Annotated in this window: 26 protein-coding genes; 11 read left to right on the top strand and 15 right to left on the bottom strand. The window is 39.6% G+C overall.

Translation table 11 applies throughout. The features are described from left to right. Together RB214_RS12765 and RB214_RS12770 are read right to left on the bottom strand one after the other, a co-directional pair. Entirely contained in the window at window positions 1-636 is a 636-nt protein-coding gene (locus RB214_RS12765) for a hypothetical protein (protein ID WP_002958964.1), read from the bottom strand. Window positions 637-711: 75 nt separating this feature from the next. Continuing rightward, the gene (locus RB214_RS12770; RefSeq protein ID WP_002958965.1) at window positions 712-1,191 is read right to left on the bottom strand and encodes a DUF2947 domain-containing protein; all 480 of its coding nucleotides are present in this window, start codon (window positions 1,189-1,191) and stop codon (window positions 712-714) included. Window positions 1,192-1,251: 60 nt separating this feature from the next. Here RB214_RS12770 and RB214_RS12775 point away from each other — a divergent pair, with 60 nt between their 5' ends. Genes RB214_RS12775 through RB214_RS12790 form a run of 4 tightly spaced genes read left to right on the top strand, consistent with a single transcriptional unit; the run spans window position 1,252 to window position 4,352 of the window. Then, on the top strand, window positions 1,252-1,491 hold the full coding sequence (locus RB214_RS12775) for a DUF1653 domain-containing protein (protein WP_039486721.1): 240 nt from the start codon (window positions 1,252-1,254) through the stop codon (window positions 1,489-1,491). A gap of 52 nt (window positions 1,492-1,543) precedes the next feature. After that, window positions 1,544-2,392, top strand: a complete 849-nt coding sequence (locus tag RB214_RS12780) for a MoxR family ATPase (RefSeq protein WP_309167311.1) — start codon at window positions 1,544-1,546, stop codon at window positions 2,390-2,392. Window position 2,393: 1 nt separating this feature from the next. Beyond that, window positions 2,394-3,581, top strand: a complete 1,188-nt coding sequence (locus RB214_RS12785) for a VWA domain-containing protein (RefSeq protein ID WP_309167313.1) — start codon at window positions 2,394-2,396, stop codon at window positions 3,579-3,581. A 9-nt stretch (window positions 3,582-3,590) separates the two neighbouring features. Then, window positions 3,591-4,352, top strand: coding sequence for a hypothetical protein (locus RB214_RS12790; RefSeq protein WP_309167315.1), 762 nt, complete (start codon window positions 3,591-3,593; stop codon window positions 4,350-4,352). Window positions 4,353-4,478: 126 nt separating this feature from the next. Here RB214_RS12790 and RB214_RS12795 read toward each other — a convergent pair whose 3' ends face one another. The 6 genes from RB214_RS12795 to tkt all read right to left on the bottom strand — a co-directional run bounded on the left by RB214_RS12795 (window position 4,479) and on the right by tkt (window position 9,817). Continuing rightward, entirely contained in the window at window positions 4,479-4,793 is a 315-nt protein-coding gene (locus RB214_RS12795; protein WP_309167317.1) for a type II toxin-antitoxin system MqsA family antitoxin, read from the bottom strand. 95 nt (window positions 4,794-4,888) lie between these two features. Continuing rightward, the gene (locus RB214_RS12800) at window positions 4,889-5,344 is read right to left on the bottom strand and encodes a GNAT family N-acetyltransferase (RefSeq protein WP_309167318.1); all 456 of its coding nucleotides are present in this window, start codon (window positions 5,342-5,344) and stop codon (window positions 4,889-4,891) included. Between the two features lie 71 nt (window positions 5,345-5,415). Beyond that, window positions 5,416-6,591 (bottom strand): divalent metal cation transporter, encoded by a 1,176-nt coding sequence (locus tag RB214_RS12805; RefSeq protein ID WP_309169011.1) that lies wholly within the window; start codon window positions 6,589-6,591, stop codon window positions 5,416-5,418. Window positions 6,592-6,792: 201 nt separating this feature from the next. Then, on the bottom strand, window positions 6,793-7,149 hold the full coding sequence (gene hpf, locus RB214_RS12810) for a ribosome hibernation-promoting factor, HPF/YfiA family (protein WP_007376058.1): 357 nt from the start codon (window positions 7,147-7,149) through the stop codon (window positions 6,793-6,795). A 177-nt stretch (window positions 7,150-7,326) separates the two neighbouring features. After that, entirely contained in the window at window positions 7,327-7,641 is a 315-nt protein-coding gene (locus RB214_RS12815; protein ID WP_002958974.1) for a pyrimidine/purine nucleoside phosphorylase, read from the bottom strand. Between the two features lie 184 nt (window positions 7,642-7,825). After that, window positions 7,826-9,817: a transketolase gene (tkt, locus tag RB214_RS12820; RefSeq protein WP_024604068.1), complete on the bottom strand. Its 1,992-nt coding sequence runs from the start codon at window positions 9,815-9,817 to the stop codon at window positions 7,826-7,828. Window positions 9,818-10,121: 304 nt separating this feature from the next. Here tkt and metK point away from each other — a divergent pair, with 304 nt between their 5' ends. Then, the gene (gene metK / locus RB214_RS12825) at window positions 10,122-11,273 is read left to right on the top strand and encodes a methionine adenosyltransferase (RefSeq protein WP_002958976.1); all 1,152 of its coding nucleotides are present in this window, start codon (window positions 10,122-10,124) and stop codon (window positions 11,271-11,273) included. A 95-nt stretch (window positions 11,274-11,368) separates the two neighbouring features. Here the strand turns inward: metK and RB214_RS12830 are convergent, their stop codons facing one another. Beyond that, window positions 11,369-13,357, bottom strand: a complete 1,989-nt coding sequence (locus RB214_RS12830; protein ID WP_197099016.1) for an LTA synthase family protein — start codon at window positions 13,355-13,357, stop codon at window positions 11,369-11,371. 293 nt (window positions 13,358-13,650) lie between these two features. Here RB214_RS12830 and RB214_RS12835 point away from each other — a divergent pair, with 293 nt between their 5' ends. The 5 genes from RB214_RS12835 (at window position 13,651) to RB214_RS12855 (ending at window position 18,213) form a co-directional block, all read left to right on the top strand. After that, window positions 13,651-14,199 (top strand): hypothetical protein, encoded by a 549-nt coding sequence (locus RB214_RS12835; RefSeq protein WP_197099017.1) that lies wholly within the window; start codon window positions 13,651-13,653, stop codon window positions 14,197-14,199. A gap of 18 nt (window positions 14,200-14,217) precedes the next feature. Further along, window positions 14,218-14,814: a 5-formyltetrahydrofolate cyclo-ligase gene (locus RB214_RS12840; RefSeq protein ID WP_309167326.1), complete on the top strand. Its 597-nt coding sequence runs from the start codon at window positions 14,218-14,220 to the stop codon at window positions 14,812-14,814. A 53-nt stretch (window positions 14,815-14,867) separates the two neighbouring features. Next, window positions 14,868-15,521 carry a ribose-5-phosphate isomerase RpiA gene (gene rpiA, locus RB214_RS12845; RefSeq protein WP_309167327.1) on the top strand — a complete coding sequence of 218 codons (654 nt, stop codon included), beginning with the start codon at window positions 14,868-14,870 and terminating at the stop codon, window positions 15,519-15,521. Window positions 15,522-15,530: 9 nt separating this feature from the next. Continuing rightward, complete coding sequence (gene serA / locus RB214_RS12850) at window positions 15,531-16,760, top strand: phosphoglycerate dehydrogenase (protein ID WP_309167328.1); 1,230 nt, start codon at window positions 15,531-15,533, stop codon at window positions 16,758-16,760. A gap of 124 nt (window positions 16,761-16,884) precedes the next feature. Next, complete coding sequence (locus RB214_RS12855; protein WP_375144323.1) at window positions 16,885-18,213, top strand: IS4 family transposase; 1,329 nt, start codon at window positions 16,885-16,887, stop codon at window positions 18,211-18,213. 36 nt (window positions 18,214-18,249) lie between these two features. Here RB214_RS12855 and panP read toward each other — a convergent pair whose 3' ends face one another. Then, window positions 18,250-19,875, bottom strand: coding sequence for a pyridoxal-dependent aspartate 1-decarboxylase PanP (gene panP / locus RB214_RS12860; RefSeq protein ID WP_309167329.1), 1,626 nt, complete (start codon window positions 19,873-19,875; stop codon window positions 18,250-18,252). A gap of 266 nt (window positions 19,876-20,141) precedes the next feature. On the opposite strand from panP, the gene RB214_RS12865 reads away from it, so the two are divergent. Next, window positions 20,142-22,022, top strand: a complete 1,881-nt coding sequence (locus RB214_RS12865) for a GGDEF domain-containing protein (protein WP_033020723.1) — start codon at window positions 20,142-20,144, stop codon at window positions 22,020-22,022. Window positions 22,023-22,288: 266 nt separating this feature from the next. On the opposite strand, the gene RB214_RS12870 is transcribed toward RB214_RS12865, so the two are convergent. From RB214_RS12870 to mpl, 5 genes are read right to left on the bottom strand one after another with little or no spacing between them, the layout of a single operon-like run. Further along, window positions 22,289-22,966 carry a tRNA (guanosine(46)-N(7))-methyltransferase TrmB gene (locus RB214_RS12870; RefSeq protein ID WP_002961024.1) on the bottom strand — a complete coding sequence of 226 codons (678 nt, stop codon included), beginning with the start codon at window positions 22,964-22,966 and terminating at the stop codon, window positions 22,289-22,291. Continuing rightward, the gene (locus RB214_RS12875) at window positions 22,966-23,733 is read right to left on the bottom strand and encodes an ABC transporter permease (RefSeq protein WP_002961025.1); all 768 of its coding nucleotides are present in this window, start codon (window positions 23,731-23,733) and stop codon (window positions 22,966-22,968) included. The genes RB214_RS12870 and RB214_RS12875 overlap by 1 nt, the downstream gene beginning before the upstream one ends. Then, window positions 23,734-24,663 (bottom strand): ABC transporter ATP-binding protein, encoded by a 930-nt coding sequence (locus tag RB214_RS12880; protein ID WP_309167337.1) that lies wholly within the window; start codon window positions 24,661-24,663, stop codon window positions 23,734-23,736. Further along, entirely contained in the window at window positions 24,663-25,283 is a 621-nt protein-coding gene (locus tag RB214_RS12885; protein ID WP_024600592.1) for a flavin prenyltransferase UbiX, read from the bottom strand. Before RB214_RS12885 ends, RB214_RS12880 begins: the two co-directional genes overlap by 1 nt. Before the next feature lies 1 nt (window position 25,284). Then, window positions 25,285-26,640: a UDP-N-acetylmuramate:L-alanyl-gamma-D-glutamyl-meso-diaminopimelate ligase gene (gene mpl, locus RB214_RS12890; RefSeq protein ID WP_309167340.1), complete on the bottom strand. Its 1,356-nt coding sequence runs from the start codon at window positions 26,638-26,640 to the stop codon at window positions 25,285-25,287. Window positions 26,641-26,659: the final 19 nt, after the last annotated feature.

Consider the following 26,659-nt stretch of genomic DNA (forward strand, 5'->3'; position numbering starts at 1 on the left):
TTAATACGCTAAGGGGCGCTTTAAATTACGCCAATTAATACTACCCGCTAAAAGCATTTCGCGTAGTGATAAAACCCGTGGCATACAACGCTTCGAAAATTGCCACTGATGCCCGCAACATGCAGCGGTTAAACTCACCTTACTTGGCTTTATTAGCTGAGCATTTTGCTGCTCTAGCCCATTTCCTAAAAAATCAAACCAACCAAGCTCGTTACAATGCAGCTTATTTTCACCTAACTGATCGATACTGTCTATTCTAAGACGCACCTGATCGTAGCCATGCAATATAACGGGCACAATAAGCCCCACTTTGGCATACGTTTGATAAAAAAGTTCATTAGCTTGAACATTCACATCGGGTGGGGTCGGTTTTTGCTTTTCAAGCCACGTACCATTTTGTGCATCAAGCGTAAAAGGCGTGTCACCATTGGCAACTAACGTTGCAGCTCGCTCAATATAATAAGGTAGGCTTTTTAACTGGCGGCGCAGTTTATCGGCATTAGGCTCTGCAACTAATCGCTGAACCTCACGCTGATAAAACGCATTACACAATTGTGCATACAACACTTTTTGTGCATCAGTTTGCCAAATTTCAACTTGCTGCTGAGCACCAAGTGACTGATTTTTAGCGACCAAAAGCTGTACTCAAAAATATTCAGGTAAATGTTTTATAACACAGTATTGAATATTTTTTAAGCGCAGCGCACTATTTTAAGCGCTTGGCTTTTCACCTAATTTTGCTTTACCTGATTCTAAAAATTGCACAACCGTATTACGCTTTTTACCAATCAATAAACTGCCATCAGCTAAAAACATAAAGTTTTGCCAATTGCGTTTAAATACATCAAACGTCGTTTCGATAATATTATCGCGAGCCATACAAAAATAAACCGTGGTGTTAGCTTCCCAATCTAAAAACGTTAAGATTGCTTCTGGTGGTAGCGCATCACCATTTTCCCACGCATCTTGCCAATCTACTTCTTGGCTAAAGCTTTTTTCTTGGCCACACCAATCGGTGTCTTCAAAAAAATCGGGGTGATCAAACTCACGGCTCACCATGGTTGTCCAAAGTACGGCTGCGCGCTCGTCGCTCATAGGCTTTATTTTTGCTGCGTCTTCATCAGATACAGGTAAATCTTTGTGGCGAAAAACCCACGCCTTTTTGTAATCATCTAAAGAAATATAGTTCATAGTATTGGCAAATTAGTTAACATTAAAAGTGCAAAGCCAAATTATACAAGAGATCAAAACATGACTACAGCAATAAAACCACTTTCCCTAAAACCAGGCATATACCAACACTACAAAGGCCCGCAATATAAAGTTATTCATGTTGCCACCCATAGCGAAACCGAGGAACAGCTTGTGATTTACCAAGCACTTTATGGTGAATTTGGTATATGGGCGCGCCCACTTAGTATGTTTTTAGAAACTGTTGAAAAAGAAGGTGAGGTCATACAGCGTTTTGCTTATATTGGACCTGCTGCTTAACTATGGCATTATAACAAAATAACTTACTGCTCAGACCAGACAAGGGTACACCGTGCAATTTAATTCAACTGACAATTACATAGCGAGTAGCGCGCTTAAACAAGCTGTAAATGCTGCCATTATGCTCGAAAAACCACTTTTAATTAAAGGCGAACCTGGCACAGGTAAAACCATGCTGGCTGAGGAGTTGGCTAAAAGCTTAGATACCACGCTTATTCAGTGGCATATAAAATCGACTACTAAAGCGCAGCAAGGTTTATACGAGTACGACGCGGTTTCGCGCCTGCGCGACAGCCAATTAGGTGACGAGCGTGTACACAACATTAGTAACTACATCGTTAAAGGTAATCTTTGGCAGGCATTTACATATGCAGAGCTCAACGGTAAACGCCCAGTGCTTTTGATTGATGAAATAGACAAAGCCGACATAGAGTTCCCAAACGACTTACTACTTGAGCTTGATAAAATGGAGTTTCATGTTTATGAGACTAACGAGCGCATTGTCGCAAAAGAGCGCCCTATTGTAATCATCACATCAAATAACGAAAAAGAATTACCGGACGCATTTTTACGCCGCTGCTTTTTTCATTACATTGATTTTCCTAGCAGCAACGAAATGCAGCAAATTATTGACGTGCACTACCCTAACGTTAAACAGGATTTAGTACGCCAAGCACTTGAAGTGTTTTTTAACCTGCGCGAAGCAAACGGCCTTAAAAAGAAACCTTCCACCAGCGAATTACTCGACTGGTTAAAGCTTTTAATGGCTGAAGACATAGACGCTAAAACACTGCACGACAAAGCTAAAAAAGGCGGTTTAATGCCCATGTTTGGCGCATTACTCAAAAATGAGCAAGACATCAGCCTAATCGAAAAACTCGCGTTTATGAGCCGTCGCTAATATGCTGGTGCAGTTTTTTTTCACGCTACGTAAATACCGCCTACCGGTAAGCCTTCGCGAACTGCTCGATTTAATTAACGCCTTAAAAAAAGGTGTTATATTTGCCGACGTAGACGCCTTTTACTATTTAGCTCGCACCATAATGGTAAAAGACGAAACGCACTTTGATCGATTCGATAAAGCCTTTAGCGACTACTTTAGCGGTATTGCCGATCTTGATTTGCTCGAGAGCTTAAAGCAACAGCACAACTTACCTGAAGACTGGCTACGTAAAGAGTTTGAAAAAAACCTAAGCGATGAAGAAAAAGCCCAACTTAAAGCCATGGGCGGGCTCGACGAGCTTATGAAAACCTTAAAAGAGCGTTTAGAAGAGCAGCAAAAACGCCACGCAGGTGGCAATAAATGGGTAGGCACTGGCGGCACATCACCTTTTGGTGCATACGGCTATAACCCCGAAGGCGTGCGTATAGGACAAAACGGCAACCGTAACCGCCTAGCGGTAAAAGTGTGGGATAAACGAGAATACAAAAACCTCGACACCGACAGAGAAATTGGCTCGCGTACTATTAAACTCGCCCTTAAAAAATTACGTAAATTTGCTCGCACTGGCGCAAGCGACACGCTTGATTTAAACGAGACCATTCGCGCTACTGCAAAACAAGGCGGCATGCTTGATGTAAAAATGGCACCCGAACGCCACAACGCCGTAAAAGTACTCATGCTGTTTGATATTGGCGGCTCAATGGATGACTACATTCACACCTGCGAAGAGTTATTTAGCGCAGCCCACAGCGAATTTAAACACCTAGAGTTTTACTACTTTCATAACTGCTTATATGAGCACGTGTGGCAAGACAACCAACGCCGCCACTCAAACGTGATTGACACCATGACGCTAATTAATAAGTTTACCAGCGACTACAAAGTAATATTTGTAGGCGATGCCACTATGGGCCCTTACGAAATAGCTTATGCGGGCGGCTCCGTAGAACACTACAATGAAGAGCCCGGCAGTGCATGGTTGCAACGTATCACCAACCACTTTGATAAAGTAGCTTGGCTCAACCCACAACCCGTTGAACACTGGCCGTACTATCAATCAATTGGCTTTATAAAAGAGCTAATGAACAACCGCATGTATGCGCTGAGCTTAGATGGAATAAGTAGAGCGATAAAAGAGCTGAGCTAAAGGAATAACATGAAAAAAAGTATTTATTCAAATGAATGGCTTATTTGTACTCTTCTCATATTAATTGGATTCATCGTAGGTATTTCTACGAATTCAATTATGGATATACTACTAAGCAAATTTAAACAAGATAGCCTTGCTAACTGGATAACTTCTATCAGTACCTTTGTAATAATGGTAGCAACTATCGCTTTAGCCTGTATAGCTTGGAAAGTAAGAAACACTTGGGTTAATGAAAAAAAATACAACTTAAGCGCTATTTTGCTAAATGATATATCTTCTTTTTACTGTATCTCTTTTGAGCTTAGAGAATCTCAAGTTCAAATTTTCGATCTATATGAACATTTGAGACTTTCAGAATATGATGATGCTGAAGCTTTTAAAATTGCTGATGAAAGAAGTTTACCTGATGCATCTTTGCAAGCTGAGCTTTCTAGAATAAAAACAGCTAGGGAGGCGAGTATTCGGGATTATGAAGAGAAATATCGCGCTCATGGCACCTTAAAAAAAGAGCAAATAAAATATAAAAACGCAGCATTAGTCAACTCATCTTTAGTTAGCTGGGGCAACGAAGCTTTAGGGCTTATAAAAAGCATAGAGATAAATACCGCAGAGTTTTACGAAACTATTTCACCAAGGTATAAGCTTCTATCAAAAACAGTGGCTGAAAATGATCTAGATATTTTGGACTTACCTAAACTAAAAGAATCGAAACTTTTTAAAAAATACGAAGGAAAATATAAATTCAGCGATGTTTATTGTGACGACTAACTTTTTCGTATTCGAAATTCATTTTTTGCTCACTACATAAAATTAACTTCTTGCATGACCAGTTCATTTTTCAATAAATAATAAATATACGAGCAAGCATCCAGTCCGCACTACCTTATTAAAACCCTACAACTCAGCTATATGGTTCAATGTTTCAGGATGTCGCTGCACAAGCTTTAACAAGGTAATTGCTTGCCCATTTGGTGCGCTTCGCCCTTGTTCCCAGTTTTCAAGCGTTCTTGCTGAAGTATGAAGAATGTTAGCAAACACACCACGTGACATATTAAATGTTTGTCGAATATTTACTATTTCATCAGGTGAGATAGCAAGATCGTTAATATCATTTACTGTATGAGAACGTAACGTAAGCTTTCCTTGTGGATGCGCTTTAGCGTCCACAAGTGCTGTAGTTAATTCTGAAAATAAATCACGTTTGCTCATTGCGCCACACCTCTAAGAATTCTTTTAATTGCTTTTTCTGATCTGCTGTTAAATCGGTTACTTCGTTTTTACTGTAAATAGTGAGCGCATACAACTTAAAGCCCTTTACTCATAAACAAGCTGTACGGATCTAGCTCATAATCACTAAATGGTTCGCATTCTTTAAAACCAAATTGAGTATAAAGCTTGTGTGCGGGCAAAAATGCCTTTGCCGTGCCGGTCTCTAAACTTAACTTTTTGTAACCTCGTAAAGTTGCTTGCTCAATAATATGCGTGAGTAACTTAGCGGCTGTGCCTTGGCGTAAATAGTTGCTTGATGTGCGCATTGACTTAATTTCGCCATGCGTTGTATTTAGTGCTTTTAAAGCGCCAACACCCGCTAAATTATTATCAATCCATAAGCTATAAAAAGTTATATCGGGCTGAGTGAGTTTACTTACATCAAGTGCATGTACGCTCTCAACGGGCGAGTGTTTTAACATATCGTTATGATGCGCTTGTAGTAACTTTATAACGTGTGGGTTTGAAAGCTCACCTATTCTAATATCCATTTATACCTCGTTTAACCCTAGAATTTAATGCTTTAGGGCTTTAATTAAAACCCTAAAGTAAGTGGCTCTATTTAGGCTGCTAGTTTCCATACTACAAACGCAACTGCAAACCCAACTAAATACACTAGCCCTAACCACGTTAAACTACGTAATAGCACGCTGTGCTTTATAGCAGGCTCTGAGCGCACAAGGCTAAAGTTAAGCCATGCAAATACAGGCGTTGTAACAAATGAAAGTGTCATGGCAAACGTAAGCATGGGGCCAAGGACTGATTTAAAAAATAAAATAACCGCCATACCGGCAAGTGCTTGTAGTATTAACCAAATATTTAAGCTGTGTTTTGATTGCCCAAAGCCAAGTAATTTATGGGATTCGTTAAGTGTGCGGGCATAGCCGTCAAGTACAGTAAGTGTAGTGCCAAACATACATAAAAAAGCGATTGCTGATACAAGCGGCCTTGCCCACTCGCCTATTGTGAGTGCGTACATATCAATAAGCTGCTTAGCAAAGGCGACTCCACCGAGTTCTATACTGCTAGTTTGCCCGTATTGCACTAATACACCTAAGCTAAAAAACACCAGTGCTAAGCCTGCTGTAAGCCAGTAACCTACGTTAAAATCGAACAAGCCTTGGCTTTTAGAAACTGTTTGCTGCGCTTGTTTTTCTTTTAGCCATAAAGAGCTTAATGCAGATATTTCGATAGGGGCTGGCATCCAACCCATTAACGCAACCATGAAGCTCAGCATGGCCAGCTCGTAAGGTGATGGGCCAACATAATCAGCAGGCGCCATTGGGCCATTACTAAACGCGATAACTAACGCAATAACGGTAGCCAGCGTTAATAACCCCATTATGCCTTTGGCCACACTGTCGAGCGCTTTAAAGTGCCCTAACAATAATATGCCTAAGCACACTCCTAATAATATCCAACATAGCAGTGTTACTTCTATCACTACGGGCAACGCGTAATGCAGTAAGCTTGCAGTAAGTAGTAATACGCCAGCGGTATTAACTACGGCGGCTACAATGTTTAAACCGATAAAACTGTAAAAATAAAACGGGCCTTTACTTTTATAGCCCTCCACTAGGCTATTTTTAGTCGCGAGTGTGTATTCCATACCAAAGCGAAAAAACGGGTACTTTAAAACATTAACAACGAGGATTAGCCAAAATAGTTGCCAGCCAAATATTGCCCCAGCTTGCGTAGAGGCAACTAGGTGAGATCCGCCAATAGCGGCTGTTGCCATGAGTATTCCAGGTCCAAGCGCACCTAGTCGAGACTTCCATACTGCTTTTGTTGTGTGCATTAATTTCTCAAAATATGTGTGTTGTGTGTTCTTTTTATTAATTTTTTAATTAATAAACTGCAAGAACGCATAACTTACCTAAATTACAGGCAATAAAAAAGAGCCATACGGCTCTTTTTTACAATACTTTGGAACTAAATTTTATTTAAGATCCATCTCTTGGATGATCTCGTGTGCGATTTCAGGTGTAGTGCTAACAGGCTTTTCGTGTAAGTTTGCTTTTATCTGCCCTTTTCGATGTTTTAGTGCTGCATCGAGTTTTTTAGCTGCGCTTGCAATGGCAGGGTACATAACTTCGTTTTCCCCTTTTACCGATATGCGCGTGCCTTCGTAATTAGTGCTAATTTCAGCTTGGATTTTATGATGCTCTTTAGACAAAATAATATCGAGTGCAATAAGCGATGGAAAGTGGCTCTCGATTTTTGAAAATTTTTCGTTGATGTGCTCTCTAATAGAGTCAGTAACTTCAACATGGTGACCAGAAAGATTAATTTTCATAGGGTATCCTTTTATTTGTTACCTCATAAATAGTATTGGGGGCTATTTAGATTAACACAAGGAAAAAAGAGAGATATTTGAGGTTTATTTGCGGTTTTTGGTGATTTAAATCATGCGTTGTGCAAAGTTTATGCAAAGCCCATAGTACATGGGCTTTCAGACGTCTAGCTGTATTGATTAATCTGTGTACGAACAACAGTAGTCAGCAAAATCAGATACTTTTACTTTAAAGCTTACATTTGCATCAACATTAAACGATTCACCCGCGTTAAATGTTTTCCACTCACTTGCCCCTGGTAATAAAATATCCCATTGGCCAGCTAAAAGCTCCATGCACTCTTTTTGGTTTGTATCAAAAACAAACTCACCAGGTTGCATAAAGCCTAACGTTTTCGCTTCGCCATCACCTAAAATAACGGTACGGCTCGACACTTTTCCGTCAAAATATACATTGGCTTTTTTTACTACACTCACGTTATCGAACTTTGGCATTTTTAGCTCCTGCTATTAATTTAAGATTTTTATTTATAAATTTTATCGCACTACCTTGCCTGATAGCTTACTTTCTTGCAAGGAAAGCAGCATTGTTCAAGGTGAAGTTGCTTCATGTAAGGGCATAAAAAAACCCGCAGCATGTGCGGGTTTTTCAATTACTTACTTTATTTAATCAAAGCGATTAAAAAAGCTCGTTTGCTTTGCTTACAATGTTTGCCACTGTAAAACCAAAGTGCTCAAACAGCTCACCAGCAGGTGCTGACTCACCAAAGGTAGTCATACCTACTACTGCGCCATTTAGACCTACGTACTTGTACCAGTAGTCAGCAATACCTGCTTCTACTGCTACGCGGCGTGTAACAGATGCCGGTAATACGCTTTCTTTGTACTCTGCGCTTTGATCTTCGAAGGCATCAGTACATGGCATAGATACAACACGTACCTTTTTACCTTGGCTGCGTAGCTCAGTTGCTGAATCTTGTGCTAGTTGCACTTCAGAGCCCGTCGCAATTAAAATAATTTCAGGATTGCCGTCACAGCTAAGGATGTAACCACCCTTTTTAACATCGCTTAATTGCTGTGCGTCACGCGCTTGTTGCTCAAGACCTTGGCGAGTAAAGATTAACGATGTAGGACCGTCTTTACGCTCAATAGCTTGTTGCCATGCAATTGCCGACTCAACTTGGTCACATGGGCGCCAGTTGTATAAGTTAGGCGTTAAACGCATGCTTGCAATTTGCTCTACTGGTTGGTGAGTTGGACCATCTTCACCTAAACCGATTGAATCGTGCGTGTATACAAAAATGCTTGGTTGCTTCATTAATGCAGCCATACGTACGGCATTTTTTGCATATTCAACAAACATTAAGAACGTAGCACCGTAAGGAATAAAGCCTTTATGAAGGGCAATACCATTCATAATTGCCGACATACCAAACTCACGTACACCGTAGTAAATGTAGTTACCGCTTGCATCGTCGTGTGTTAAACCTTTAGAGCCATCCCAAATTGTTAAGTTTGAGCCTGCTAAATCGGCTGAGCCACCCATAAATTCTGGTAATAACGGACCAAATGCGTTTAATGCATTTTGTGATGCTTTACGAGACGCTGGGTTTGCTGGGTTTGCTTGTAATTGCTCAATGTACGCTTGAGATTTTTCAGCCCAATCGCCAGGCAGTTCGTTATTAATACGACGCTTATATTCAGCTGCAAGCTCTGGGTATGCTTTTGCGTATGCTGCAAATTTTTCGTCCCAGCTTGATTCAAGCTGCTGACCTTTTTCTTTGCTATCCCATTGTGCGTAAATATCATCAGGAATTTCGAACGCATCGCCAGTCCAACCTAAGAATTCGCGAGACGCTTTAATTTCGTCATCACCTAGTGGTGCACCGTGACAATCGTGGCTACCAGATTTATTAGGTGAGCCGTAACCAATAATTGTTTTACAACAAATTAGTGATGGTTTATCGGTAACACTTTTAGCTTCTGCAATTGCAGCACTTATAGCATCGCTGTCGTGACCATCAACACCACTAATTACATGCCAACCGTATGCTTTAAAGCGAGCTGGCGTGTCATCTGTAAACCAACCTTCTACTTCACCATCGATTGAAATGCCGTTGTCATCCCAAAATGCAACAAGTTTACCCAGACCTAATGTGCCTGCAAGTGAACCAGCTTCATGAGAAATACCTTCCATAAGGCAGCCATCGCCCATAAATGCATAGGTAAAGTGATCAACAATATCGTGACCTTCGCGGTTAAACTGTGCAGCTAGCGCTTTTTCAGCAATTGCCATACCTACGGCATTTGTGATCCCTTGACCTAATGGACCCGTAGTAGTTTCGATTCCTGGTGCATAGCCATATTCAGGGTGACCTGGTGTTTTAGAATGCATTTGACGGAAGTTTTTAATTTCGTCCAGTGGTAAGTCGTAACCACTTAGGTGCAATAGAGAATAGATAAGCATTGAACCGTGGCCGTTTGAAAGAATAAATCTGTCACGGTCAGCCCACTCTGGATTTGTTGGGTTGTGTTTTAGATAATCGCGCCATAATACTTCTGCGATATCAGCCATGCCCATAGGGGCTCCAGGGTGACCAGATTTGGCCTTTTGTACTGCGTCCATTGACAAGACGCGAATAGCATTTGCAAGTTCTTTGCGAGATGGCATGAATTCTCCTACCTTTATGTGTATTTGCGCGGGTATTTATGTGTTTGTTTATGCACCCAAGTAACTTGGGTTTGTTTATATAGACCATTCTTACTTATTGTGGGGGCTGTGTGCAATTAAAAACCCTATAAAAGTGAGGCATTATGAATATTTTTTAAGACCAAAAAGTTATTAGTAATTTTATTTAGACGTCTAGGCGTAAAAACACTATGCAAGGTGTTTTGTTTTCGATAAAATACGCCCCTTAATTTTTTAGCGCTAATACCGACGTTTGTGAAGCGCAATATTTGTGAGCAGAAATACAATGGCAAAACATTTATTTACTTCTGAATCAGTTTCTGAAGGTCATCCGGATAAAATCGCCGATCAAATCTCTGATGCGGTACTTGATGCTATCCTAGAGCAAGATTCTCATGCCCGTGTTGCGTGCGAAACTTACGTAAAAACAGGTATGGTTATGGTTGGTGGTGAAATCACTACTAGCGCATGGGTTGATATTGAAGAAATTACACGTAAAACAGTACGTGAAATTGGCTACACGCATTCAGACATGGGTTTCGATGCTGATTCATGTGCAATTTTAAACACTATTGGTAAACAGTCTCCTGACATTAACCAAGGTGTTGACCGTACTAGCCCAGAAGAACAAGGTGCTGGCGACCAAGGTCTTATGTTTGGTTACGCATGTAACGAAACAGAAGTGCTAATGCCTGCGCCAATTACTTACTCACACCGTTTAGTACAGCGCCAAGCGCAAGTACGTAAAAGCGGCGAGCTTAACTGGTTACGTCCAGATGCAAAATCTCAAGTTACTTTTGCATACGAAAATGGTAAGCCAGTAGGTATTGATGCAGTAGTACTATCTACTCAGCACAGCGAAGACATTTCACAAAAAGATTTAGTAGAAGCGGTGATGGAAACTATCATCAAGCCGGTACTTCCTGCAGAGCTTATTACAAGCGCGACTAAATTTTTCATTAACCCAACAGGTCGCTTTGTAATTGGCGGACCAATGGGCGATTGTGGTTTAACAGGTCGTAAAATCATCGTTGATACATACGGTGGTATGGCTCGTCACGGTGGTGGTGCTTTCTCTGGTAAAGATCCATCAAAAGTTGACCGCTCAGCTGCATACGCTGCACGTTACGTTGCTAAAAACGTAGTTGCGGCTGGCCTTGCTGATAAATGTGAATTACAAGTTTCTTACGCAATCGGTGTTGCAGAGCCTACATCTATCAGCGTTGAAACGTTTGGTACAAGCAAGTTAGAAGAAAGCCGTTTAATCGAGCTTATTCGTGAACACTTTGACCTGCGCCCTTACGGCTTAATTCAAATGCTTGATTTAGAGCGCCCTATCTACCTTCCTACAGCGGCTTACGGCCACTTTGGTCGCGACGAATTCCCTTGGGAACGTACAGATAAAGCTGATGCACTTCGTGCAGCTGCTGGCCTTTGATTGGCTAAGTAAATATAAAAAAAGCGCCAATTGGCGCTTTTTTTATATGTAAACTAATTGAGTAAAAGCAGCTTTAAAAGCTACTTTTAAATCTATTAATCCATTCCTTTAGTAAGTAACTGCCACGCTGTAGCCATATACTTATTATAAGCTTGCTCTGTTGCTACATCAATTGGTTCAAAAGGCTGCGGCTTAAGTGGTACTAAGTTAATCCGATCCTCTGGTTCAACTTTTTGATACTCATACATTGACGAAAAATCACCACGCCAAAGCTGTTCTGGTTTACGCACAGTTTGAAAACCAAATACAGTACGATCTTTAGGTTGATTTAATAGTGACTGGCCCATGCTATAAAATGTCGTATTTTGCGGTGCTATTAAGTTTAATAATGTAGGTGCAATATCCATATGGCTCGCTAATTGATCGCTAGATACCCAGTTTGGATTTACACCTTTACCATAAATAACAAGCGGTACATGTGTTAGTTCATATAGATCTGGGCGATGATGTAAATAACGGCGACTATAGTGATCACCTGTAATTACAAATAATGCATCTGGGTAGTGCTGCTCCATTTTACGAACAAATTGACCAAGCATTTTATCGGCATACCATAAATGCCCTAATACGTAAGGGTCTAATAAGTCATCATCTAAAGCTTGAATTTCCTTTGGATAGTCAGCAACTGATTTTAAAGGATACCCATACTTATCTAAATCTAAGTTAAATGGTCCGTGGTAACTCCCACTCATGATTAAGTTAAAACTTTTTTCATCTGTTTTAGTATCGACTAAATCAAATAACTGACCATCATCAATTCCCCACACACCAGCACTTCCTTTACCTCCAGTGTCTGCAGCCGAAAATACTTTATCAGCTCCTTGTGAAAGCACATATTCGCCTATATTTTGCCATGACAGCAAGCCGCCATAATAAAATCGACTTTGATAACCTAGTTGCTCAAGTTGATTAAATATTGATAACTTACTCGCTGGTTTTTGTGGTCCAATACGGCTCATATTAACGCCCGAAAACGCTATACCAGACATAAGGCTAGATAGCGAATTCATAGTACTGCTTGCTGCAGGTAACACATTATTTAAATATATACCTTTACTAGCTAAATTACGTAGTTCATTAGTTAAATTGAGCGATGTATATTTTTGCTGTAACGGCCAAGCATCATAACTTTCCATAACAATAAAAAACACTTGTGAAGGTGCCGCTAACATTGGCGCACTGGTTTTTTTCTCAAGCGTCGTTAAAGGGTTATCTATGTCAGGTGCATTTTTTTGTAAGTAAGGATTGTGACCATTTAAACCAAAACTTTGTAAATCATTATAATCTTTAATGGCATATATAAAGCTTCGAAACGGATTTATTACAAGATTATTTACAAAAGCATCTGTCGTTACTGCTGACCATTTTCGAGAAGCAGGACGAGTTTCAAATGATCCTCTTATTGCACAAACAAATAAAACAATAATCAATGCAACTAAAATCGTACGCTTTAATATATTAGTCGTGAAAAGATGGTTGATAGCACTATAGCTTTTCCTATCAACTAGTTTATTTATTTTAAATGCTATCGCTAATAAAATAACTAAACTAAGTAGGCTACCCCACGGTTTATATTGCTCGATTACAGTTAATGCAATTGCCTGTTGATCGTCATTTAGCCCTTCGAACATAAAAAAGTTAAACTGGCTTCCATATTCAGCAATGTAAGTAATACTCGTTATACATAGTATTGTTGACGTAATGAAAAATATTAGACTTGTATATATACGTGCTTTTCTAACCCATTGTCCTAAACGCAGAGGCTGTAAAATACAGTTTAAAATAAAAACAATACTAAAACAGACTCCCGTCGCGGCAGAATCAAATGCTAGACCCGCTTTTAATGTCGCGATTATTGAATCAATATCTAGTTCGGAAGTTATACGATCACTAAAGTGAATTAAAAAGAAAATCCGAAAGCCCATAAAAAGTAGTACACCAGCAAACCAAAGAGTGGCGATACGTCCGCTTTCTTTTACAAATTCTAGCCAGCGACTAGATGGAAGTGTGTGTGTGTTTAGCAAAATCCTGTACCTAATATATTATACCCCTAGGAAAACAATTTTACTTGTTTAAGCTATTTCAACAAGGAAATAGCTGTAATTACTTGTAATTAAAGAATAAATTTTACATATAAAATATTCTATTCACATTTAATTGCAAGTAATGGAATATTCTATTGAAATACTAATCAACTTTTTTTGTAAGTCATCTTTTGGGAAATAGATACGTTTAACAATTTTATTTTACATAGAGATACATTTATAAAGGGGTTCGGTTTATACTCGCTTCATTATAAAGCTTTAGGGATAGTTAAATGGCCGATAACTTTCGCGTTATATTTGCAGGACTTGCCGATAACGTTGACATAAAAACAGCGTGCGCAAACTTAGCTGCAAAATTAAAAACGTCAGATGAAAAAGTAGCTCTTTTTTTTAAAGGTAAGCCGCTATTTGCGCCAAGCGATAAAGACAAAGCGTTAAAACAGAGTAAGTTATTAGCAAGCTTAGGTATTAAAAGTAAGCTGCAAGCTGTTTCAAACACCATTCAAAATAGCTCCTCCGCAGCTGCAAATAACAACCAACGTGATGAACGTATTTTTGATGCTCTAGATTACATCACTAGCAGCTTAATACGTCTTGAAGAAAAGCTAGATGAGCTAGAGCAACGCCTTCCTGAAGCTCAATTAAAAACACCAGACGAAAGTGTAGACGAATGGCAAAATGACGACCTAATGCTAGATGAGGATTTAGCACCTCCTAAAAAACGCAGTAACTTACTTTTATATTCATTGATTGCAACTGCCACAATTTTGCTAGTCGTACTGGCTGTTTTTTTAATTTTTCCCGATTTATTCTCTTTTTAAGAATGGCTAATTAGTTTAATGAGCAATAAACGCGCACAAATAAGAGCTGAAATTCGTAACACCCGTAAAAACTTGTCAAATAATCAGCAAATAATTGCTGCGCAATCGCTAAAAATGAATTTTATTCAACACTTAAAAAGCGAAAAAACAACGAGTCCTAAGCATATTGCCATTTATTTAAGTAACGACGGAGAACTAGACACTTCATTGTTAATTAAAGAATTATGGAACTTAAACCATGTTGTTTATCTACCTATAATACACCCATTTAATGGCGCTAATTTACTATTTCAGCGCTATGAGAAAAACTCACCCATGAGGGCAAATCGCTATGGTATCTTGGAGCCTAAGCTGAACTGCTCTCAAATATGCCCATTACCAGCGCTTGATTACATCCTTATGCCGTTAGTTGCATTTGATAAACAAGGTAATCGCCTAGGAATGGGAGGTGGGTTTTACGACCGGACATTGGCGCGTTTACATGAAAAAAATTGGCAAAAACCGCAACTAATTGGCCTTGCACATGAATGCCAAAAAGTTGATGCTCTACCAATTGAGTCGTGGGACATACCACTTAAAACCATTATCACCCCAGATAAAACATACTGTTGGTAACATTTAATTTTGGTTACTAGCCGCATATTTCTGACATACATGAGCACAAAGTAATGACACAAGACGAATTAAAAAAAGCAGCTGCCTGGGCAGCACTCGAGTTTGTAAAAGAAAACACCATTGTAGGTGTCGGTACAGGCTCTACTGTTAATCACTTTATTGATGCCCTTGGCTCAGTAAAGGACACTATTGTAGGCGCTGTATCAAGCTCAGAAGCGTCAACTGCACGTTTGGAATCGTTAGGTATTGAAGTGTTTGAACTTAATAACGTTGATGCTTTAGATGTATACGTTGACGGCGCCGACGAAATAAACGCTCAAAACGAAATGATTAAAGGCGGCGGCGCAGCGCTAACACGTGAAAAAATAGTAGCAGCAGTTGCAAAACAGTTTGTGTGTATTGTTGATGACACAAAGCTGGTAGATACATTGGGCGACTTCCCGCTTCCGGTAGAAGTTATTCCAATGGCGCGCAGCTACGTTGCACGAGAATTATTAAAACTTGGTGGTGACCCTGTTTATCGCCAAGGCGTAGTTACCGATAATGGTAACGTTATATTAGATGTATTTAACTTAAAAATTACCAATGCCAAACAACTTGAAACACAAATAAATTCAATTGTTGGCGTAGTTACCAACGGCCTATTTGCGATGCGAGGTGCTGATAAAGTGATTATCGGTACCAAAAATGGGCCACAAATTAAATAGGATGAGGTTATGAGTAAGGTATCGTTAGCAAAAGACAAAATTAAAATTCTCTTGCTTGAAGGTGTTCACCAAAGCGCTGTTGAAACGCTAAAACGTAACGGTTACAGCAATATCGACTACGTTAAAACATCCTTACCTGAGGACGAGCTTAAAGAGCGCATTAAAGATGTTCACTTTGTAGGACTTCGTTCTCGTACTCATATTAACAAAGCCGTATTAGACTCAGCTGAAAAGCTAGTTGCTATTGGTTGTTTTTGTATTGGTACAAACCAAGTTGATTTAGATGCAGCACGCGAACGTGGTATTGCTGTATTTAACGCTCCATTTTCTAATACTCGTTCAGTTGCTGAACTTGTACTTGGCGAAATTCTACTTTTATTACGTGGTATTCCAGAGCGTAATGCAGCGGCTCATCGTGGTGGCTGGTTAAAAACAGCAAATGGTTCGTTTGAAGCACGTGGTAAAACATTAGGTATTATTGGCTACGGTCACATTGGTACTCAGCTAGGTATTATGGCTGAAAATATCGGTATGAACGTGGAGTTTTACGATATCGAAGATAAGTTATCACTGGGTAATGCAACACAAGTTCATAACCTTACTCAGCTGTTACAACGCTCTGATATTATTAGCTTACATGTACCAGAAACACCGCAAACTAAAAACCTTATTGGTACAGCAGAACTTGCAGTTATGAAGCAGGGGTCTATTTTGATCAATGCATCACGCGGAACTGTTGTTGATATTGATGCCCTTGCAGAAGCGCTTACAGAGAAAAAACTAAGTGGTGCAGCAATTGATGTGTTCCCTACTGAGCCAAAATCTAACGATGAAGAATTTGTATCGCCACTGCGCCAATTCGACAATGTTATTTTAACGCCGCACATTGGTGGTTCTACACAAGAAGCGCAAGAAAACATTGGTATTGAAGTAGCGGGTAAATTGGCTAAATATTCAGATAATGGCTCAACTATTACTGCGGTTAACTTCCCTGAAGTATCGCTACCTGAGCTTGCTAATCGTAGCCGTTTATTACACGTACACCACAACCGCCCAGGTGTACTAACGCAAATTAACCAAGCGTTTGCACAGCACGGTATTAATATTGCTGCGCAATACCTACAAACAGACGCATCTATTGGTTATGTAGTTATTGATGTTGATACAGATCAATCTGAAGTAGCACTTAAAGAACTAAGCGCTGTTGAGGGTACAATTAGAGCACGTATCTTACATTAACCATTCTTTGATATTAAAAAAGGGTCCTTATGGACTAATGCCGATCAGTTAAGAAAATGACCGGTTGACCGATCCAAACGATCATGCAAAATCCGTAGTTAGGAAACTAACTACGGATTTTTTTGTGAATATAGAACAAGCACTGCAAGCAACACTTGAAGAAAGCAGCCGATACCATACCTTTGAAAAATTATCAGAAATTCTTGACCCTGAAATCATTGAACAAGGTTTTCAACAAGCAGGGATTGCAACCGTTCGTAAGCGAAGATTACCGCTTGAAGCCGTTTTGTGGTCAGTTATTGGCATGGCATTGTTTCGAAAAGAATCAGTTTGGAATATCGCTAATAAGCTAGATATCATGTTACCTGGCAAGAACCCACTCGTTGCTCCAAGTGCGATGGTACAGGCGAGACAAAGGTTAGGTGATGATTCCGTTAAACACGTTTTCAATAAATATGCTCAATCAATGTATAAGCAACAGTCATTCGAAACATGGAATGGTTTGAACCTATTAGCTGTTGACGGTGTTGTGTGGCGAACAGCCGACACGCCTGATAATCGTAAAGCCTTCTCTTCAGGTAGCAACCAATACGGTGATACAGCCTTTCCTCAAATACGCAGGGTCTGTCATATGGAATTGACCAGCCATCAACTGCTCAGTAGCGAGTTTGATAACTATAAAACCAACGAGATGAAATTAGCTGAGCGTTTAATTGAACGTACACCAGATAATTCACTGACTATTTTTGATAAAGGATATTATTCTTTAGGCCTGTTAAACCGTTGGCATCAAACTGGGGAGATGAGGCACTGGCTGATACCAGCAAGGCCCGACTTACAGTATGAAATCATCTCCAGCGCGGGTAAAAATGACCATATCATTGAATTGAAAACCACAAAGCATGCACAAAAAAACTTTCCCGATGTTCCTGAAACGATTAAAGCGAGATTAATCAGTAAAACAATAAAGGGCAAAAGCTACCGTATATTAACCTCGATGACGGATAGATTGCGTTATCCAGGTAATGAAATTGTTGAATTATATTGTCATCGTTGGGAGATAGAACTTGGGTTTAGAGAAATCAAACAAACCATGCTTGATAGCGCATACCATTTAAGAAGCAAGCGTCCAGACATGGTGCGTCAGGAGCTATGGGGCGTGTTACTCGCCTATAATTTAATACGAAGAATAATGACGATGGCGGCGACAGTCACAGGGATATGGCCTAACCAGCTTAGTTTCTCTAGCAGTTCGATGGCTGTCATTCAGTATTTCTCGTCAGTATCTATAATGAGTCCAGGAAACATTCCAATACACTGGCAGCACTTACTCAATACACTGGTCTTATTTAAGCTTCCAGCTAGACGAGAGGATAGAAGATATCCCCGATGGGTTAAGCCAAAACCATCTAAGTATCCCCATAAAAAGAAAAATGCCAGTCAGCTTAACTGACTGGCATTATCCTTATGGACCCTTTTTGTATTTAGATTACATATACTTTCTCAAGTATTTTTTGAATACCGGATCTGTTGCAGCCAACTCTTTTTGCTCAGCTAATATCTCTTTTAAAATAGCGCCTGAGGTAAGCGGGTTAGCAAGGACCACTCTAAATACAACCGTTGGTTGATTGTCGTATTTAGAAGGCGTTAAGCGTGTACGTGATACAAATGAGCGACCAGACTCTCGCTGACGCTTTTGCATACTGGCAGTAAAACGGTTCAGTGAAGCAAAAATATCTAACCGAGTTGCAGCATCTGCGTCGGCTATTGCTTGTTTAATTTGCTTAGGTACATAACGATACGTTAATAAGCACAACTCAGGCTCCGAAATAAGCTCAAAGTCTTCATCAGCCTTAATTAAATCAGCAAAGTAATGTGCTTTTTTGATGCTTCGATCAATCAGCATTTCGTAACCTTTACGACCAATAACACGTAAGCAAGCATGTACTAACATTGCCATACCAGGTCGGCTGCCTTCAAGCGTGTGGCTACCTAAGTCTTTTGAACCTTTACGTAATATATACTCAGCGTGATGTTCTATTGCATCAGTTGCAGCGGGGTCTTTAAATAAAACCAAACCCGCTCCCATTGGTACATACATTTGTTTATGTGCATCGATGGTAATTGAATCTGCTCGCTCAATCCCTTTTAGTAAAGGACGGTGCGTACTCGATAAAAGGGTCGCTCCCCCCCATGCTGCATCTACATGAAAATGGCAGTTAATGTCTTGTGCTAAGTAGGCCATTTCATCAAGTGGGTCAATATTACCGGTTTCGGTTGTTCCCGCGACCCCAATAATCGCCATTACTTTAATGCCTTGCGCTTCAAGCTCACGTGCTTTTTCGCGCATCGCTCCTACATCAACTTTATTATTTTCACAGGTTTTAATACCAATTAAGTTATCGCGACCAATGCCGAGTAAATCAACCGATTTACCTAATGAGTAATGCCCGCGTTCTGATATTAATACTGCTAAACCTTTATAACCGTAATGCAGCATACCAGCAATTAAGCCTTGTGCACCAATGCCTCTAAAATCGCCATCAGGTTTTAATAAGCGGTTTCGCGCAATCCAAAGCGCAGTAATATTAGCAACCGTACCACCAGAGCAAAATGCACCTAATGAGGTTTTAGCACTGTGCATCCATTTAGAATAAAATGAGTCTTCTTGCCCATAAGCTAAATGATGCATCATCCCAAGCACTTGACGCTCAAGAGGCGTAAACGCTTTAGATGTTTCTATTTTTACTAGATTTTGATTTAGCCCTACCATCAATTTTGACAGCGGTAATAAAAAGTGCGGCAAGGCAGAGGTCATGTGACCAATAAAACTAGGCGCAGCTGTATGCACAGAATGTGCAACAAGTTGCTCCATTATGTCTTGGGCATAAGCAGAGACAAACGTTGGATCTTCTGGGATCACTGCCGATTGAAAATCTTTTTCTATTTCATGTAATGGTTTTTCAATTGCCGCTATATTTTCGTTTAGAAAACCTGCTAAATTACTCGAAATTTCAAGCTCGATTTTGCTTAAAGTTGAGTCTGGCGCTTCAGGTACAGTAAATATACGCTTAAGGCTTTCTTTAGAGGCGACGGCACAACGCTTTTGATCCATCTTAATACCTAGTGTGTGTGTAGCTAAAACACGCGCTTACCCATCAAAAACGCCTACTTATTAGGACATTTGGAGCAATCGTGTTTCTTTAAAAATTGCGCTAACTTTACTGCAATATAACTAAAATGTCTCGTTTAAACCTATAAAAGCAATCAAAGCGATGACAAAAAAATGATAATTTAATTAAAACTCTACCAAACCTAATTATTTATTGGGCATTTACTTATTTTGGGTATAATAAATTTGATAACAAAAAAGGGACACATATGCCAGAAGGAAGAGTCAAAGTTAGTTGGATAGTGGCAGGCTTTAGCTTGTTTTTAATAAGCTTGCTAACCTACGTTTACTACACTTACCAAACCACGCGTGCTGAAATAATGCAGTCGGTTGATAATCGCTTACTTAATGCCGCCACCAGCGTTAAACATATTTTAGGTGACGATTATTTAAGTGCGGTTAATCAAGGCGATAATATAAGTTTTTCTTACTATCAAGATAAAAGTAAACAACTCTCTGAGTTTGCTCAAGCACTTGATATTGCTTATGTCTATTCAATGATTTTAAAAGACGGTAAGGTGCTTTTTAGCTCATCAAGCTACACGCAAGACGATCAGAATAATGGCAAGGTAACTCAATTTTTAGATCTCTACCCTGAAGCTACCGATGCAAATATAAGTGCTTTTTATTCAACAGAGCCAGTATTTGAAATATCGAGCGATCAGTGGGGCCACTTTAAAACAATTTTTATTCCTTACGTTGACCCAATCAACGGCAATACCTATTTAACGGGTGCCGATATAACTATTTATGATTTAAACGAGAAACTTAAAGAAAGCGTATCAAAAGCAGCTGCAATGGCTAGCTTCTTCTTTTTTATCGCGATACTCGTTGCCGCCATATATATTTATTTACTAAAACGGTCTTTAGCAACTGACTCAAGTACTGGTTTTTCAAATCATATTGCACTTGAGTACTTTATTAAAAAAAGTAATGCACATCACATGCAATTAGCCGTTATTTGGGTTAATGAAATAGAAGATATAAACAGTTTTTACGGCACGGAAGTGGGTGACAAGGTAATGAAAAACTTACTTATTCACTTTAAACTTAGAAGCTCTACGCATTGCCATATATATAGACTAGCAACAAATAAAATAGTATTACTCGCGCCTAAAGAAATGAGTAATGACGAATTTACCGACCTCGTAAAAACATATAACTTTAATACACCGGTATTAACTGACCCTTTTATCTACATAACCCTATGTGCAGGTATTGCCAGTGGTAATAAATCGCTACTACTTGAAAACGCTCATATAGCAGCGCTGCAAGCTAAACAAGGCAGGCATAGTGTAGTTAACTACTCAAAAGCGCTACACGATGTAAAAACGCAATATCAATACAATGTAGAAATGGCAAAAGAAGTGCGAGAAGCGTTTGATAACAATCGTATAGTGCCTTACTTTCAACCCATTATTGACACAAATACCAATAAGGTCGTTCAATACGAATGTTTAGCTCGAATGGTAACAGCGCAAGGGGAAGTATTAAAACCTGATGCATTTTTAAATGTTGTTACCCGCTCAAGAATGGACGGAATACTTACCCGTACTATATTTTCACAATGCGTTAGTCGCTTTAGAAAAACCGATATTTGCTGGAGTTTAAATATAACAGCACAAGATATGCTCGACCCTAATTTAAGTGAGTTTATTGCGGACGAACTTAAGCGCTACCCGCATCCTGGTAATATCACATTAGAGCTTTTAGAAACCCAAGCTATTGCCAACTTCTCTGAAGTAAAAGCATTTATTGGAATGGTTAAAACGAAAGGCGTTAAGGTTATTATTGATGACTTTGGTAGTGGTTATTCAAATATATCAAACGTACTTAAGCTTGAAGTAGATGGTATTAAATTAGATGGCGCACTAATAAAGCAAATAGTGAATGACAAAGATATCTACTTGTTTATTGAGCATATAGCCAGCTTTGCTAATCAACTTGGTTTACAATTAATGGCAGAATCGGTAGAAAATACAACCATAGTAACCGCACTTAAAAAGGCGAATGTGACACTAATGCAAGGCAACTATTTTGCCCACCCAGTGCCACATGTTAATACGGTTACAGAAGAATTAGCACTTTAACTTACTTTAACCAGGGCGTGTTGATCTTTGTGGATTGAAATTTGTTCAATCTAGGGGCGATTAAATCGCGGCGCGAGGTTTGTAACCTAGTGGGCTAAGTAAAAACAGAGCAACAAAGAGTTAATCGTCCCTAGAAAGAACCCAAAGGGCAGCACATGTTTGGACTTTATGCTGCGTTATCGCCTATTTATGGGGAATAACCACACTACATAGGCTCCGCCTTGCCTAAAAACCAAACATGCTGCTGCAAAATCAATCACGAAAGGTCAACACGCCCTAGGTAAGTTTATAACGAGTCGGTGGCTTTGCTGGCCACTGGCCCAGTATTTACGCTCAAAAGGCGTAATTGCATCGTCTGACTCATAAAGTGTTACATCGCAAGGGTTGCCTGTTAATTCAAGCGCCCGAGCAAACTCCTTAACGTAAATATCCCAATTGCTGCGCACTTCTAATTTTCCACCTAACTTAACGATAAATGGAAAAATAGCTGCGCCATGCCAGCGCCTACGAATATGCTTAGATTTAGGCCACGGGTTTGGATACAACAAATAATGGTGCGTAGGTTGCCAATTGGCGGCTACCGCTAAACGCCAAAAGTCATTTAAATCTGCTTGCACTAAGATGTACTGACCACTGTCGGTTTGCTTATATTCAACATCATGCTTATCTAATCGGTGCGAAGATTTATCAATACCAACTATAAGTGCATCAGGGTGGCGTTTAGCTAGATTAGCTGAGCTTTCACCCACGCCACAACACGAGTCCAAAATAAGCGGGCCACTAAAGGCTTGTACTTTAGCATTAACCTCGTCAAATGCGGCTTGGGTATGCGCTGCTATTGGCTTTTTAAATTCAGCATCTAAGTGCTTATTTACTATTTCATCAAGCTTTTCGTGAATACCCGCTTGATTAGATACAATACTACGTGAATTTGCATCACTCATTAGTGTCTTAGCCCCACACCTTTTTTAATTAAAGTTAGCGCTAAAGTAAATAACACAGTAATAAACACCAAAATAACACCTAGCGCTACACTTAAATCAACATCCGACACACCTAAAAAGCCATAGCGAAATGCATTTACCATATAAATAATAGGGTTTATTTGCGATACGTTTTGCCAAAATTCTGGCAATAACGTTATTGAATAAAATACACCGCCTAAGTAAGTTAATGGCGTTAGTATAAAGGTGGGAATAATGCTTATATCGTCAAAGCTATTTGCGTAAATTGCATTAATTAAACCACCTAAAGCAAACACAGCTGAGGTTAAAATAACGGTCGCCATAATTACAAAAATATTATGAATTTGAATATCAACAAATAATAACGATACACAGGTAACTATAAAGCCCACCATAATACCACGCGTCATACCGCCGCCCATATAACCCAGTACAATGATGTAATTAGGCACAGGTGCAACTAAAAGCTCTTCAATACTTTTTTGAAATTTTGTTGAGTAAAAACTAGAGGCTACGTTGGAATAGGAATTAGTAATAACCGACATCATTATAAGGCCAGGTACAATAAACTCCATATAACTAAAGCCGCCCATATCACCAATACGTGAACCAATTAAGTTACCAAAAATAACAAAATATAAGCTCATCGTAATTGCTGGCGGCACTAAGGTTTGTACCCAGATACGTAAAAAACGAATACACTCTTTAATCCATAAACTCTTTAAGGCTACGCCATATTTAAACATTTATTCGCCCCGCCCTTGCTCTAATAATCCTACAAATAACTCTTCTAGTCTGTTTGCTTTATTTCGCATACTCAATACTGTATTACCTTGGGTTGTTAATGCGCTAAATACCGCATTTAAGCCCTGTGATTTAGCGACTTCTACTTCAACAGTATGATCGTCCGTCATCGTAAACTTATAACCTTCAAGCGTGACAGGGTTTGCTGGCATTTTTAAATCTAAAATAAAGGTTTCTTTATCAAGTTTTGCAAGCAGTGCTTTAATGGTGGTGTTTTCAACAATTCGACCAGAATCAATAATCGCTATGTTTTTACACAGTAACTCAGCTTCTTCAAGGTAGTGTGTGGTTAAAATAATAGTAACGCCTTGCTCATTTATTTGGCGTAAAAAATCCCACATTGAACGACGAAGTTCTATGTCTACACCCGCTGTTGGCTCATCAAGTATAAGTAATTTTGGCTCGTGCATAAGGGCGCGTGCAATCATTAATCGACGTTTCATTCCGCCTGAAAGCGTACGTGCTTGCTTGTCTTTTTTCTCTAACAAACCCAGCTGCGCTAAATATTTATCAGCACGTTTATGGGCTTCACCACGTGGCACACCATAATAACCGGCTTGGTTAACCAGTATTTGGCTAAGCGTTTCAAACTGACTAAAGTTAAACTCTTGCGGTACTAGGCCTAAATGCGCTTTTGCAGCTTCTAAATCAGTATCAATATCACAGCCAAATACTTCTACTTTGCCTTTTGTTTTATTAACAAGTGACGAAATAACACCAATAGTGGTTGATTTACCGGCTCCATTTGGACCAAGCAAAGCGAAAAAATCGCCCTCTTCAACTTGTAAATCAAAGCCTTTAATTGCCTCAACACCATTTTTATAAACCTTGGTAAGGCCTTCTATATTTAAAGCAATATTTTGCTTACTCATTACTTACCCTCACCATAACCCCAACGTTTTGTTAGGTTATGCTCAATGTTTAAATGATCTAAAATTCTCGCCACCATAAAATCAACTAAGTCTTCAATACTTTGTGGCTTATGATAAAAACCAGGTGCGGCTGGCATAATTGTTACCCCTAAACGAGATAACTTAAGCATGTTTTCTAAATGAATTTCGTTAAATGGTGTTTCGCGAGGCACTAAAATGAGCTGTCCGCGTTCTTTAATTACCACATCAGCGGCGCGCTCTAATAAATTATCAGACGCCCCCACTGCAATTGCAGAAACCGATCCGGCACTACATGGGCATACTACCATTTTTTTAGGAGCAGCAGAGCCCGAAGCCACAGGGCTAAACCAGTTATCTTTACCGTATACTTTTAGCTGTTCAGATTTGGCATTAAACAGCGTACTTAACTGCTCTGTGGCTTTATCTTCATTACCAGAGAGCTTAATATTTGATTCTGTATCAAGCACCACGCGTGCTGCACTTGAAATGAGAACGTAGACCTGAAATTGCTGCTCTAGTAATACTTCAAGTAACCTAAGCCCATAAGGCGCACCCGATGCACCACTAAATGCGAGCGTAATTCTATCTTTAAATTGCACACTATTCTCCGCTGTATTTATCAGCTAAGCCATCAACAAGGTGTTGATGAAGGCCATTAAAACCGCCATTGCTCATAATTAAAATATGTTGATTAGGCTCAATATTTTCAAGCACTGTATCAATAATTGTTTGTGTGCTGTTAAAGCACTGCATGCCTGCTTTATCTGCTTGCTCTTTTAGCGACCAATTTAGATTCTCTGGTTCAAAAAGGAGTACGTTGTCAGCATCACGTAATGAATCTAATAATGTATGTTGGTGTACGCCCATTTTCATGGTGTTTGAGCGCGGCTCTAAAATAGCGATAATTTTTTCATCGCCTACTTTTGCGCGCAATCCTGCAAGCGTAGTTTTAATTGCTGTTGGGTGATGCGCAAAGTCGTCATACACTTTAATATTATTTATATCCGCCTTTAGCTCCATACGCCTTTTAGGGCTAATAAACTCTCCTAAAGCATCAATACTATGATCAATGGCTATACCCACATGGCGCGCTGCTGCGATAGTCATAATCGCATTTTGAACGTTATGCTCGCCTATTGCTTGCCAACAGACAGTGCCCTGCTTTTCGCCATTAAGTAATACATTAAACTCACTTCCATCGGCTTTTATTAATTCATAGCTCCAATCATCGCCTAGCGTTTCGCTTTCGCTCCAAAGCCCTTGTGCTATTACGTCATTAAGCGCTACGTCTTGCTTTGGCCAAATTACCTTGCCGCTTTGAGGTAATGTACGCATTAAGTGATGAAATTGTTTTTTTATTGCGTTTAAATCTTCAAAAATATCAGCGTGATCAAATTCAAGATTATTTAAGATAAGTGTACGCGGGAGGTAGTGTACAAACTTACTGCGCTTATCAAAAAAAGCTGTGTCGTATTCATCGGCTTCAATAACAAAAAATGGCGTTTCACCCACTTTTGCCGATACACCAAAATTTTGCACTATGCCGCCAATTAAAAACCCTGGTTTTAAACCTGCGTACTCTAATACCCACGCAAGCATACTTGCTGTGGTTGTTTTACCATGCGTACCAGCAACCGCAAGCACCCAAGAATCTTGCAGTAAGTTATGCTTAAGCCACTCAGGGCCAGATGTATAAGGCAGACCTTTATCAAGCACATATTCAACACATGGGTTACCCCGGCTCATTGCATTACCAATAACGACCATATCTGGCTTTGGCTCTAACTGAGATACCGCGTAGCCTTGAGTTAGTTCAATGCCAAGCTCTTCAAGTTGCGTACTCATTGGTGGGTAAACGTTTTGATCGGAACCCGTTACTTTATGACCCAACGATTTAGCAATGGCTGCAATACCACCCATAAACGTGCCACAAATACCCAAAATATGTATATGCATATACTTTCCTTAAATCGTA

The organism is Pseudoalteromonas sp. HL-AS1 (assembly GCF_031198785.1).
Taxonomy (GTDB): Bacteria; Pseudomonadota; Gammaproteobacteria; order Enterobacterales; family Alteromonadaceae; genus Pseudoalteromonas; species Pseudoalteromonas distincta.